13 protein-coding genes are annotated in these 12,451 nt (G+C 63.0%); 4 read left to right on the top strand and 9 right to left on the bottom strand.

The features are described from left to right. Window positions 1-31: 31 nt before the first annotated feature. The 3 genes from ASG67_RS05820 to ASG67_RS18760 form a co-directional block, all read right to left on the bottom strand. Window positions 32-1,300, bottom strand: coding sequence for a pilus assembly protein TadG-related protein (locus ASG67_RS05820; RefSeq protein ID WP_056526901.1), 1,269 nt, complete (start codon window positions 1,298-1,300; stop codon window positions 32-34). Window positions 1,301-1,383: 83 nt separating this feature from the next. Further along, window positions 1,384-1,929, bottom strand: coding sequence for a TadE/TadG family type IV pilus assembly protein (locus ASG67_RS05815; RefSeq protein WP_056526898.1), 546 nt, complete (start codon window positions 1,927-1,929; stop codon window positions 1,384-1,386). Continuing rightward, complete coding sequence (locus tag ASG67_RS18760; RefSeq protein WP_056526895.1) at window positions 1,926-2,483, bottom strand: TadE/TadG family type IV pilus assembly protein; 558 nt, start codon at window positions 2,481-2,483, stop codon at window positions 1,926-1,928. Before ASG67_RS18760 ends, ASG67_RS05815 begins: the two co-directional genes overlap by 4 nt. 161 nt (window positions 2,484-2,644) lie before the next feature. Here ASG67_RS18760 and ASG67_RS05805 point away from each other — a divergent pair, with 161 nt between their 5' ends. Further along, complete coding sequence (locus ASG67_RS05805; protein WP_235535067.1) at window positions 2,645-3,268, top strand: squalene/phytoene synthase family protein; 624 nt, start codon at window positions 2,645-2,647, stop codon at window positions 3,266-3,268. 59 nt (window positions 3,269-3,327) lie between these two features. Next, window positions 3,328-3,792, top strand: coding sequence for an EF-hand domain-containing protein (locus ASG67_RS05800; protein ID WP_056526997.1), 465 nt, complete (start codon window positions 3,328-3,330; stop codon window positions 3,790-3,792). Here the strand turns inward: ASG67_RS05800 and trmFO are convergent. Further along, window positions 3,728-5,092 (bottom strand): methylenetetrahydrofolate--tRNA-(uracil(54)-C(5))-methyltransferase (FADH(2)-oxidizing) TrmFO, encoded by a 1,365-nt coding sequence (gene trmFO, locus ASG67_RS05795; RefSeq protein ID WP_056526889.1) that lies wholly within the window; start codon window positions 5,090-5,092, stop codon window positions 3,728-3,730. The genes ASG67_RS05800 and trmFO overlap by 65 nt on opposite strands. A gap of 59 nt (window positions 5,093-5,151) precedes the next feature. Here trmFO and ASG67_RS05790 point away from each other — a divergent pair, with 59 nt between their 5' ends. Next, the gene (locus ASG67_RS05790) at window positions 5,152-5,583 is read left to right on the top strand and encodes a DUF488 family protein (protein ID WP_056526995.1); all 432 of its coding nucleotides are present in this window, start codon (window positions 5,152-5,154) and stop codon (window positions 5,581-5,583) included. 171 nt (window positions 5,584-5,754) lie between these two features. Here ASG67_RS05790 and ASG67_RS05785 read toward each other — a convergent pair whose 3' ends face one another. The 5 genes from ASG67_RS05785 to yaaA form a co-directional block, all read right to left on the bottom strand. Then, a complete protein-coding gene (locus tag ASG67_RS05785) occupies window positions 5,755-6,120 on the bottom strand; it encodes a DUF952 domain-containing protein (RefSeq protein ID WP_056526887.1) in 366 nt (121 codons plus the stop codon). Beyond that, window positions 6,117-8,903 (bottom strand): DNA gyrase subunit A, encoded by a 2,787-nt coding sequence (gyrA, locus tag ASG67_RS05780; RefSeq protein ID WP_056526884.1) that lies wholly within the window; start codon window positions 8,901-8,903, stop codon window positions 6,117-6,119. Before gyrA ends, ASG67_RS05785 begins: the two co-directional genes overlap by 4 nt. 98 nt (window positions 8,904-9,001) lie before the next feature. Then, window positions 9,002-9,277, bottom strand: coding sequence for a hypothetical protein (locus ASG67_RS05775; protein WP_056526881.1), 276 nt, complete (start codon window positions 9,275-9,277; stop codon window positions 9,002-9,004). Window positions 9,278-9,406: 129 nt separating this feature from the next. Beyond that, window positions 9,407-10,099, bottom strand: a complete 693-nt coding sequence (locus tag ASG67_RS05770; protein ID WP_056526993.1) for an SDR family NAD(P)-dependent oxidoreductase — start codon at window positions 10,097-10,099, stop codon at window positions 9,407-9,409. Next, on the bottom strand, window positions 10,096-10,836 hold the full coding sequence (yaaA, locus tag ASG67_RS05765) for a peroxide stress protein YaaA (protein WP_056526877.1): 741 nt from the start codon (window positions 10,834-10,836) through the stop codon (window positions 10,096-10,098). The genes ASG67_RS05770 and yaaA overlap by 4 nt, the downstream gene beginning before the upstream one ends. Before the next feature lie 184 nt (window positions 10,837-11,020). Between yaaA and ASG67_RS05760 the strand changes: the two genes are divergently transcribed. Then, the gene (locus tag ASG67_RS05760; RefSeq protein WP_056526990.1) at window positions 11,021-12,307 is read left to right on the top strand and encodes a hypothetical protein; all 1,287 of its coding nucleotides are present in this window, start codon (window positions 11,021-11,023) and stop codon (window positions 12,305-12,307) included. The last annotated feature ends 144 nt before the right edge of the window (window positions 12,308-12,451 follow it).

Raw genomic sequence — 12,451 nt, 5'->3', positions numbered from 1 at the left:
GAGGCTCGTATGGCCTATCGCATCGTTGCGCTCACTGGGTGAGCCGCGACGATGCGATAGCTTTCAGGAGCAGATTGTTGAGCGCGGCTGAAATGTCGTCATCGGTCGATACCTTGTAGAACAGACCCGGACTGGCGCAGTTCGTGAGCGCTGGCTCGACCTTGTACAGGTTCGGCAGGACATTGTCCTTGGACCACTGGTCAGACAGCGACTCTTTCAAATACTCTGTATAAAGTATCGCAATCTTGATATTGCGGTTTTTAATTATCGCGCAAAGGTTCGCGTCGATCTGTGCCTCTGGTTTGCCACCCGGCCGGTATTCATCGCGCATACCGTCTGTAATCAGGAACAACATGCCCTGAGGCGAGTCGCCCTGCATCTTGGTTCCGTTTCCCGGTGAGGGCATGATAGCGTTGATACGCGTTATGGCGTCGCTTGTCGCTGTGTCCTGATCATTGTTGCAATAAGTTTGTGTTGGGCAACCGTTGTTATAGTATAATGATGTTTCCGCGTTCTTGGAGGCGTCGGATACACTGGATAACTTGGATGTTAGTGCAGCTAGTGAACGCCAGCTATTATTGGCTCGCGCATCCGATGCTGCAAAGCTATACAGGGCTGCACGATAGGCCGCGTTGTTCGATGCTGAGGTAGAGGTCGCCACCTGCATCATATTCTGAATAGCAAGCTTCGCTTCATCGACGCGAAGGGGTATGCCGTATGAACGCGCCACGCCGTAATAGTCTGTCCATTTACCGGATTTGTCCTTCGCCGTGGCATCGTTGGTCGAGTGGCAGGCAAAAGCGCAGCCGCCTGTCTGATTCGTCAGTTGCTTCAGACCCGCAGTCGTGGTCGGCAATGCCATTGATCCCGAAGTGTCGAGCATAATATAAAAATCGATATTCGGTGCCGTCTTGGCAGTGGAACCAGCCACGCCGTTGACGGGCAACGTACTGAGTCCCAGCACGCCGCCGAAAGCATTGGCCGAGGTGCCGGCAAAGGTTACCGTTGCCGTCCGGACGTTCACCGATCCAGCCGTGTCCGATACCACGATATTCAACTGAGATGAATCGGCGAGATTGATGGTCAACCCAGGGATCGTGCCGGCAGTCACTGCGAATACCTCGCGCGCGCGTGCTTGCGCGTCGGATGTAGATTGCGACATCATCTGCTGGCTGGTCGCGGCAAGCACGGCCGCGTCGGCAGCAGCGCTCAACCTCGTTTCGATGCGCATTGCCGATGAGTAATCGATCGCCATACCCGTCGCGAATGTCAGCGGCATCATAGCAAACGCAAAGATCATGAGTACATTGCCGCTCCGGTCCTCGGCCAGCGGGGAATACGGGCGGAGCCGGTTGCTACGCGGAGATGATGACATGAACGACCTCACGACGAAGGATAGGTTATCTTGGCGGAGCGACGAGGCAGCATGAATTGCGTTTGTTTGAAGCTCATCGATCCGGTCACCCATGCGATGACAGGATCGTAGGGATAGGTGACTTCACTATATATTATAGAACTGTTGGCGACGCTTAACCCGCTGGGTACGATAACACCCTGTCCGTTATTGAAAGGTGACATGTTCTTGGCGTAGCTCCACGTAATCGACGCATTCTTGTTTGCGTCGATCGAAACCTGTGAAATGCGGATTTGAGCGGTGCTGGCGTCGTAGGGTGCCATGATCTGACTGGAAGCATTGACGATCCCGCTCATCTCTGTGGTCGAGATCGTGGCGTATTGAGAGACGAGATCAGCAAGCGCGCGCGCTGTGATCGTCACACGCCGCTTGCACGCGGATGCGTCGATCATTTGGAAGCCACCCAAATAGAGCATCAGCAGAACAGGCAAGAGGATCGCGAACTCGATCAACGTCGTACCGCGCCGGTCACGTGCTAGCCGGCGAATTACCAACACGCATGGGTTGGCAATCATGAGTAGGTCTCCGATTTGAAGACCATCGTCCCAATCAGCAGACGCTGATTTCCGCCGATATTCGATATATTGAAGCCCAACGGGCCGGTCGAAATCGGCCATATATAGATGACACGCAGGATGACGACGTCGCCCGCGTTGCCGGGCGTATAAGCCCAGTTATCCTTCACGTTGCCGGCGGAGTCATAGGTCAGCGTTAGATTAGTCGTGTCGATGTCTTGGAACGTGTTAGCCTTTTGCAGATCGACGATCAGCTGATTGCATTTCATGAACGATGGCAGGGTGGCGCAGGCTTGTTGTCGGAAAGCTTCCTTATTAGTGCCTGCCAACTGCGTCTGACCGATCAGGACGCGACGAGCCATCGTGTCGGCGGTGGTCTGCACGCATTGCTGGGCAAAGGCGGTGACGGCCATGACCAACACGGCGATCAAAAGCGCGATGAAGGCTGGCGCCAACAGCCCGAATTCGATGATGACCGCACCGTGGGTGTCGACAGCAAGAGACCTTGCTGAGCGGTGCCGGCGCGATGGCACAGGATCTGGCGGGACGGTCATGATCCCGGTTTAGGATCGGTGTAATAAAAAATAGATGAATCGGCCTCCGAAGAATGGCCAGCGACGGACAGCCACCAGAACCGTGGCGAGGTTGATCCTTCCATCCATGTCCGGCATCGACCGACGCCATGAAGCCAGTCGAGTTAACTCAACGCGATGCAATGCGTGCGATGTCGCTAACCTATTCGCCGCGATCCTGCAGGTCGGCGGTGGAGGCATTGTTTGCGCTCGACGACCGGCTTAGCCAAATCCTGAGGACAACTAGCGAGCCGCTTGTCGGCCAGATGCGGCTGACCTGGTGGCATGAGGCGTTGGTGTCGCTGGATGATCGTCGTATGTCGGCCGAGCCGGTCCTGCTTGCTCTGACCGACTGGGTTCTGTCCTTCGGAGTTACCGGTTCCGCATTGGCCGATATGATCGACGGATGGGAAATCCTGCTCGGCGATGAAGCGCTGACGGATGAAAATCTTGCTACCTATGCACGCGAACGCGGCGGGCGATTGTTTACCACGGTGGCGCAGGTTTGTGGTGCCGCGGCCAGCGATCCGGCGGCGGCGGCTGGGGAGGGCTGGGCCTTGATGGACTTGGCAACGCATGTTCGCGATCCGGCGCTGGCTAAGCGTGCGCGCGATCTTGCGGACGAACGGCTTGCGGTGGCGACTGGAGCGCGCTGGAGCCAGGCTGGACGTGGTTTGGGGGCGTTGGCGCTGATCGCCCGTAGCGGCGATAATCCCAAACCGGGATTGCTGGCACGGCTGATTTTTCATCGAATGACAGGGCGATAGGCTTTGCGGCGTCCTGCGCCGGCGATATCTTATGTTAGATAACGATAGGGGCGATGAAGATGTGGCGATATGTGGCGGGCGGTGGCGCGGGCCTGGCGGCGGTAGCGGCCGGAGCGATCCTTTGGACGAGCCGCGACACGCCATCCGTTGCTGCTCTGCCCGCCCGACCGATCGCCGCTCTGGAGCAGGAACAGGCGTCGTTGCCTGATGCCGTTCCTGAGGCATCGGCCAAGACGCGCGAGGAAAAGCGGTTCGGCCGATACGACAAGGATCGCAACGGGCAGATCACCCGCGAGGAATATCTCGTCTCGCGGCGCAAAGCCTATGCGAAGCTGGATACCGATGGCGACGGGCGGCTGTCGTTCGACGAATGGGCGGCCAAGACCAATGGCAAGTTCGCCACCGCCGACGCCGACAAGTCGGGCACCATGTCGGCGGCTGAGTTCGCGACCACGGCGGTCAAGCGCAAGCCGGCTCGGGCGGTAAAGTGTCCACCGGCTGCGGCGACGGCGGAAGAGGGCTGAGCCACGCAGCGAGCGCGGCGCGGCCGCGATCGGTGTACATGCGTTTTCGATCCGCCTTCTTCGTGCGGCCCTCGATCGGCGGGAACAGGCCGAAATTGACATTCATCGGCTGATACGTCTCGGCCTCCGCCCCGCCGGTGATGTGACCGAGCAGGGCACCCAGGGCGGTTTCGGGCGGCGGTGGCGGCAGGGTCTCGCCGCGAAGTTCGGCGGCGGCAAAACGGCCCGCGATCAGGCCGATCGCGGCGCTTTCGATATATCCTTCGCAGCCTGTGATCTGGCCGGCGAAGCGCAAATTGGGCCGAGTCTTCAGTCGCAGGGTCGCGTCGAGTAGTTCGGGCGAGCGGATAAAGGTGTTGCGATGCAATCCACCCAGCCTAGCAAATTCGGCATTCTGCAGGCCGGGGATGGTGCGGAACAGGCGGACCTGATCGGCGTGCTTCAGCTTGGTCTGGAAACCGACGATGTTCCACAACGTCGCCTGTGCATTATCCTGCCGTAACTGGACCACGGCGTAGGGCCAGCGGCCAGTCTTCGGATTGTCGAGACCGACGGGCTTCATCGGGCCATAACGCAGCGTATCGACGCCGCGCTCCGCCATCACCTCGATCGGCATGCAGCCCTCGAAATAGGGCGTGTCCTTTTCCCATTCCTTGAACGGGGTCTTTTCACCCTCGATCAGGCCGGTGTGGAAGGCGAGGTACTGATCCTTGTCCATCGGGCAGTTGATGTAATCCTTGTCTCCCTTGTCCCAGCGCGAGGCGAACCAGGCGGTGTCGAGGTCGATCGAATCACGGTGGACGATCGGGGCGAGTGCATCGAAGAACGCGAGTGCCTCCGCGCCCGTAGCGGCACCGATCGCCTCGGCCAGCGATGCCGCGGTCAGCGGCCCGGTGGCGAGGATCGCGGGGCCTTCGGGCAGGGCGTCGATCCGTTCGCGCACCAGCGTGACGTTGGGATGATCGGCCAGTGCCTGCGTGACGCCGTTCGAATAGCCGTCGCGGTCGACCGCCAGTGCGGAGCCGGCAGGCACACGGTGCTTGTCCGCCTCGCGCAGGATCAGGGAACCCAGCGTCCGCATCTCCTGATGCAGCAGGCCGACCGCGTTCGCCTCGGCGTCGTCCGACCGGAAACTGTTGGAGCAGACGAGTTCGGCCAGACCATCGGTCTGGTGCGCGGGCGTCTTCTCGCCCGAGCCGCGCATTTCGGAAAGGCGGACCTTGAAGCCGGCTTCGGCGAGTTGCCAGGCGGCTTCGGAGCCGGCGAGGCCGCCGCCGACGATGTGGATGTCGTGGGTCATAACACGTCGATAGCGCCGTGCACTTGGCAAGTCAGGCCCGCATCGCCAGCTTGGCACGCATGATTATCTACACGATCGGCTATGAGGCCACGACGATGGCCGATTTCCTTGCGACGTTGCAGGCGGCAGGCGTGGCGCGCGTCATCGATGTGCGGGCGCTGCCGCTGTCGCGGCGGCCGGGCTTTTCCAAATCGTCGCTGGCGGCGTCGCTGCGCGAGGTGGGGATCGATTACGTCCATCTGAAAGCACTCGGCACGCCCAAGCGCGGGCGCGATGCGGCCAAGAAGGGCGACGTCGTCACGCTGCGGGCGGTGTATGACGAGCAACTCGAACTGCCCGAAGCGCAGGCGCAGGCGGCGCAGATGCTCGATCTGGCCGGCGAGTCGCCATCGGCGTTGCTGTGCTTCGAGCGTGACCCCTGTCATTGCCACCGCACGCTGTTGCTGGAGGCGGTCGGGCAAAGGCATGAGGTGTGTGATCTGTACACCTGAACGGCGGCGTCGATGGACCTCTAACGTCGCTAAAGTCACACCCTCCACGCGCGCGCGATCGCGCGAGAGGTGCCCCTCACTGGCAGTGAGGCGATCAAACCGGGCTGAGGATGCGGCCATGCGGCGGGTATAACCGAGTCCCGTTCTGTAGCACATGCCACCCCAAACCGGTTATCCTGCGATGGGGAGCTTCACCTTGCCGGTGTCGTCGCGTTCCAGCGGGCCATAGGCGATCACCGTATCCAGCGGCAGCGGGCCGTAGATATGCGGGAAGAGCTGGCCACCGCGAGACTCCTCCCATCTCAGCGAGGTGTCGAACGACCCGAGATCGACCGCGGCGACGTGGAGGTCGGACTGGCCGGTGAAATGCTTGTCGACCGTCTCCGTCAACTGGTCGGCGGTGGACAGGTGGATATAGCCATCGGCCACATCCACCGGCGCACCTGCAAAGCTGCCGTCGCGTTCCAGTGCCGCCATCTGGTCGGCTGTCAGCACCTTGTAGGCGGTCTGGGGCCGACCCGTCGCCGGAGCGGTCATTCGTCGCCATCCTCTTCGACGGTTTCGTCCATCGTGTCTGGGCCGGTGCCGTCGTCGACGATCAACTGGTCGCCGGTATCGACCGCTGGCGCATCGGCCAGTTCGTCGGCGACGATCGCCTCGGCGGCGTTTTCCGGCTCTTCCTCCTCGTCGATCCGTGCGGCAGAGACGACGTGTTCGCCCTTGGCGACGCTGAACAGCGTCACACCCTGCGTGTTGCGGCCGGTGACGCGGGTGTCGCCGACCGACAGGCGGATCAGCTTCGCCTGATCAGTGACGAGCATCAGTTGCTCACCCGAATGTGCGGGGAAGCTCGCCACGACCGGGCCGTTGCGATCGGAGGTGACGATGTTCGTGATGCCCTGGCCACCGCGATTGGTGCGGCGATATTCATACGCCGACGTACGCTTGCCGTAACCGTTCGCGGTGACGGTGAGGATGAACTCCTCGGCCGCCTCGAATTCGGCCATGCGATCGGCTTCTAGCGTGACCTCGCGGTCGCCTTCCTTCCAAGGTGCGGCCTTTAGATAGGCCTCGCGCTCAGCCGGCGTGGCATCGAAGCCGCGCAGCACGGACAGCGAGATCACCTCGTCACCCTCCGCCAGCCGCGCACCGCGCACACCGGTGGAATCGCGGCTCTGGAACTCGCGCACGTCGGTGGCGGAGAAGCGGATCGCGCGACCGGCCTTCGTCGCCAGCAGCACGTCGTCTTCCTCGGTCAGTAGGGACACGCCGATCAGGCGATCCTCTGACCCCTCCTCGAACTTCATCGCGATCTTGCCCGACGTGCGGATGTTCGCGAACGAGTCCATCGAATTGCGGCGTACCGAACCCTTGGCGGTGGCGAACATGACGTGCAGGTCGCCCCAGCGCAGCTCGTCTTCCGGGAGCGGCAGGACGGTCGAGATCGTCTCCCCCGGCCCCAGCGGCAGCAGATTAATCATCGGCCGTCCGCGCGTCGCCGGCCCACCCTCAGGCAGGCGCCAGACCTTCAGGCGATATACCTTGCCGGCGGTCGAGAAGAACAGCACCGGGGTGTGCGTCGAGGTGACGAACAGGCTGGTGATCGCATCCTCGTCCTTGGTGGCCATGCCGGCGCGGCCCTTGCCGCCGCGACGCTGGGCGCGGAAGGTGTCGAGCGGGGTGCGCTTGATATACCCTTCCATCGTGACGGTGACGACCATGTCCTCACGCTCGATCAGATCCTCGTCGTCGATGCCATCGGCGGCGGCGGCGATCTGGGTACGGCGCGGTGTCGCGAACTGGTCGCGGATCGCCTGCAACTCGCCGCGCATCACGCGGTACAGCTTCGCCCGGTCGGCGAGCGTTTCGAGCAGGTCGGCGATCGTATCGGCCAGCGTCTTCAACTCGTCGCCGATCTCGTCGCGGCCGAGCGCGGTCAGGCGATGGAGGCGCAGGTCGAGGATGGCGCGAACCTGCGCATCCGACAGGCGATACACGTCGCCGGTCGCTTCCTGTTCGACCGCTTCGACCAGCGCCAGATAGGGCGCGATCTCGGCGATCGGCCATTCGCGGGCGAGCAATGCCATGCGCGCGGCGGTCGGGCTGGACGATCCACGGATAATGCGGACCATCTCATCGAGATTGGTGACGGCGATCACCAGGCCGAGCAACAGATGCGCCCGCTCGCGCGCCTTGTTCAGCTCGAACTTCGACCGGCGGGTGATGACCTGTTCGCGGAAATCGATGAACGCGCTGATGATGTCGCGCAGGTTCAGGAGTTCCGGGCGGCCGCCACGGATCGCCAGCATGTTGGCAGGGAACGACCCCTGTGCCGGCGTGTGCCGCCACAACTGGTTCAGCACCACCTCCGGCGTCGCATCGCGCTTCAGCTCGATGACAATGCGGACGCCCTCGCGATTCGATTCGTCGCGGATGTCGCTGACGCCCTCGATCCGCTTGTCCTTCGCGGCCTCGGCGATCTTTTCGACCAGCGCGTTCTTGCCCTGCTGGAACGGAATCTCGGTCAGCACGATCGACTGGCGGTCGCCGCGATAGGTCTCGATCTTGTGGTTCGAGCGGACGATGATCGATCCGCGCCCCGTGGAATAGGCGGAACGCGCGCCGGCGCGGCCGAGGATGATCGCGCCGGTCGGGAAATCGGGTCCCGGCACGATCTCGGTCAGTTCATCTGACGTGATCGCGCCATTATCGAGATAGGCGAAACACGCGTCGATGACTTCGCCGAGATTATGCGGCGGGATGTTCGTCGCCATCCCGACCGCGATCCCGCCGGCACCGTTGACGAGCAGGTTGGGATATTGCGCGGGCAATACCGATGGCTCACGTTCCGACCCGTCATAGTTCGGGACGAAATCGACGGTATCCTTGTCGAGCCCGTCGAGCAGCGAGTTGGCGACCTTGGCCAGACGCGCCTCGGTATAGCGCATCGCGGCGGGCGGATCCGGGTCCATCGAGCCGAAATTGCCCTGACCGTCAATCAGCGGCACGCGCATCGACCAGTCCTGCGCCATGCGGGCAAGGGCGTCGTAGATCGCGCTGTCGCCGTGCGGATGGTATTTACCCATCACGTCGCCGACGATGCGGGCCGATTTGCGGTACGGGCGTCCGGCGATAAAGCCGCTTTCGAAAGCCGAATACAGGATACGGCGATGCACGGGCTTCAGGCCGTCACGCACGTCGGGCAACGCGCGTGAGACGATCACGCTCATCGCATAGTCGAGATAGCTCGACTTCATTTCATCGACGATGGAGATCGTCGAAATATCAGAGGGTTCGGCGAGCAGCGTCTCGTCGGCCAAGGTGTTCTTCCGGATCGTTACAGGGGCGTGACGCCCGTCTAGTCCTTCCGGCCGCCTATGTCACGCGCGCGTAAAAGACTCGTACGCGCGCGCGGGGATCATTTGCATGCCTGCTTCGACGCGTTGCCGGGCAGCGAGCAGTTATAGGTCACCGTCTTGCCGTTGGCGAGCGTGGCGGTGACCATGCGGCCCTTGCCGGCCGGGACGGTGGTCGTCGTACGGGTGGTGGTGGTCATATGGACGGCGGTGGTGCGGTGAGCGGCAGTGGCGGCGGTCTTCGGCGCGGGCTTCGCCTGGGGCGATACCGCCACCGCGGCGGTGGCCGAGAATAGCGAGGCACCGGCGAGCACGGCGAAGGGAAGAGACCTGTTCATGATAGCGATCCTCATCCAGATGTGGCCGCCGCCGGCAAAAGGAGGGGGAAACCGGCGGCGGTGAGGACCTTATGCGCGGCCCCCGCTGATCGCGCGGTGGCCGCAGCATGAACTTTCGGACACGAAGATTTACGGCGTGATCTCGGCGCCGTCCCACGCGAACAGGCGGCCACTGTCGGGGGCCTTCAGGCCGTCGATCACGTCGAGCAATTGTACGGCGGCGCGGTCCGCGGCGAACAACTGGTCGGCCCGGACATTGGCCTGGAACGGTTTCGACAGGGCGGTATCGACGGTGCCGGGGTGCAGGCCGACGACGATCGTGCGGTCGTTGCGGCGGCGCTCCTCGATCGCCAGCGACCGGATCAATTGGTTCAATCCGGCCTTGGCCGCGCGATAGCCGTACCAGCCGCCCAGCTTGTTATCGCCGATGCTGCCGACGCGGGCGGACAGCACGGCAAAGACGCCGCGACCGATCTTTGGCATACGCGGCAGGAAATGCTTGGCGACCAGGGCGGGGCCGATCGCGTTCACCGCATATTGCCGCGTCAGCCAGACCGGATCGAGCACCGCCATCGTCTTTTCGGGGCCGTTGCCGTCTTCGTGCAGCAGGCCGGTGGCGAGGAAGATCAGATCGGGCGGTGTCGTCAGCGTTGCAGCAGCGGCGGCGATGCTGGCCTCATCCAGCAGGTCGAGATGATCGCGACCGGTGAAGGAGCGGGCGAGACCACGAACGGCGACGTCTTCCTCGGCCAGAGCCGCGACCAATGCTGCGCCGATGCCGCCCGATGCGCCGATGACCACCGCCGACTTGATGGCGCTCATCGCGCGAACCGCCACTGGTCGTCGGTGCTGTCAGCGGCGACGAAGCTATAGCCGTCGGTATCGAATGCCTTCATGTCGTCGACCTTCTCCACCCGGTGTTCGACCAGCCACCGCGCCATCATCCCGCGTGCCTTCTTGGCATGGAAGCTGATGAAACGGTCGCCGTCGCGGAAATCGACGGCGATCACGCGAGTTTCCTTCGGCAGCCGGCCATCGACGGCGGCCCAATATTCCTGACTGGCGAGGTTTAGCACGACGCCCGATCCCTCTGCCGCCAGATCGTCCGCCAGCGCGTCGGCGATCCGGCCCCGCCACCAGTCCGTAAGTTTGTCGCGGCGAGGCGCCCAGCGGGTGCCCATCTCCAGCCGATAGGGCCGCATCGCATCGAGCGGGCGGAGCAGTCCGTAGAGCCCCGACAGCATCCGCAGATGCCCCTGCGCATATTCGATCGCCGGTTCTTCCAGAGTCGCGGCGTCGAGGCCGGTATAGACGTCGCCGGCGAAGGCGAAGAGCGCCGGACGCCGGGGCGCATCGGCGAAGTCGCGGAACCTGTGCGCGTTCAGCGTGGCGAGCGCCGGCGAAATCTTCATCAGCGCGCCCAGTTTCTTCGGCCCCAGATTGGCGGCGGCGCGGGCGAGCGTCTCTGCCTCCGCCGCAAAACGAGGCGTGGTTGCTTCCAGCGGGGGCAGGGGACTTTCATAGTCCAGCGTTTTGGCGGGGGAGATGACGGCAATCATGGTCGCTGCCGGATAGACGCGGTGGCCGCGCCATACAATTCGCCATACAGTCCACCTTGTTCAAATTCGGTTCAGCGCACGGTCGCGATGGAACGAACATGGTCCGGCTCGCTTGATGGCGGGTGACCGCGCGGCTAAGCGTCCGCATCGACGCGTCGACGCTCAACAGGAGAGTTCCACGACCATGAAGACGTTTTCCAAGCTTGCGATGGCGCTGGCGCTGTCCACGGGTGCTGCCGGTGTTGCGCTGGCCCCGCCCGCGATCGCCCAGAAGAAGTCGAAGGAAGATACCGGGCCGAAGATGAGCCCCGACGCGCTGAAGGCGGCACAGACCGCGCAGACCGCGCTCGCCGCCAAGGACACCGCGACCGCCGAGCCCGCCGTCGTGCAGCTCGAAACGGTGGCGAAGACCGACGACGATAAGTATTTCGCCGCCGCGCTCCGGTATAATCTGGAGCAGATCAAGATCCAGAACGCGCGCGCCGCGAACCCGAACGCACCGGTCGACGAAACCGGTCTGGCGAAGCCGATGGAAGCACTGCTCGCCAGCGCGAAGACGCCGGCCGCCGAAAAGGGCAAGCTGGCGTATCAGCGCGGCCTGCTCGCCTATAATGGCAAGCAGTTCCCGACCGCGATCCAGTTCTTCACGCAAGCCCGTGAACTTGGGTACACCGATTCGAACCTTGGTCTGCAGATCGCGCAGGCCAAGGTCGGTGGTGGCGACGTACCGGGCGGCCTGGCCGATCTGCAGACGACGGTGCAGCAGATGAACACGAGCGGGCAGAAGGCGCCCGAGGATGTCTATCGGTATGGCATCGCCCGGTCGAACGCTGCCAAGTTGCCGCAGACAATGACGTGGTTGCAGGATTACGTCACCGCCTATCCGACGCCCAAGAACTGGCGCGACGTCGTAGTAACTTATGGCCTGTCGAGCAATTCGATCGCCAAGCTGGACGACAACCAGAAGATCGACCTGTTCCGCCTGCTGCGCCAGACCAAGGCGCTGGCCGATCAAAACGATTATCTGGAGTATGCCGACGACGTGCAGCGCCGTGGCCTGCCGGCCGAAGCCGCTGCGGTTATCAAGGAAGGTCAGGCAGCGGGCAAGATTCCGGCCGGCAACACGCTGGCCAAGGCGCTGCTGACCGAAGCGACGCGGGCGGCCGCGGCCGAAGGGTCGCTGGCGCCACTCAAGACGCGCGCCAATGCCGCGGCCAACGGCAAGCTCGCCGCCGGCACGGCTGACGCCTATCTGGGTCAGGACAACTTCACCGAGGCGGCGGCGCTGTACCGGGTCGCGCTGCAAAAGGGTGGCGTCGATGCGGACGAGGTCAACACGCATCTCGGGATCGCGCTCGCCAAGTCGGGCGATAAGGCAGGCGCCAAGGCGGCATTCGATGCGGTGAAGACCGCGCCGCGTTCGGGCATTGCCTCGCTGTGGATGGCATATCTGAATGCGCCGATGGCTTGATCCGTCGGCCATCGAGTAAAACGACGAGGGGGCGGCAGCGATGTCGCCCCCTTTATGGATGGCTCGCCCCTTATCCGAATCGTTGTCATCCTACGACAGCAGGTCGTTTGAGGAAGGAGCGAAGGTCATGGACGTATCGGTTCT

This window comes from Sphingomonas sp. Leaf339, from assembly GCF_001426195.1.
Lineage (GTDB): Bacteria > Pseudomonadota > Alphaproteobacteria > Sphingomonadales > Sphingomonadaceae > Sphingomonas.
Note: the sequence above shows the minus strand (reverse complement) of the source record. Positions and strands in the feature narration are given on the sequence as shown.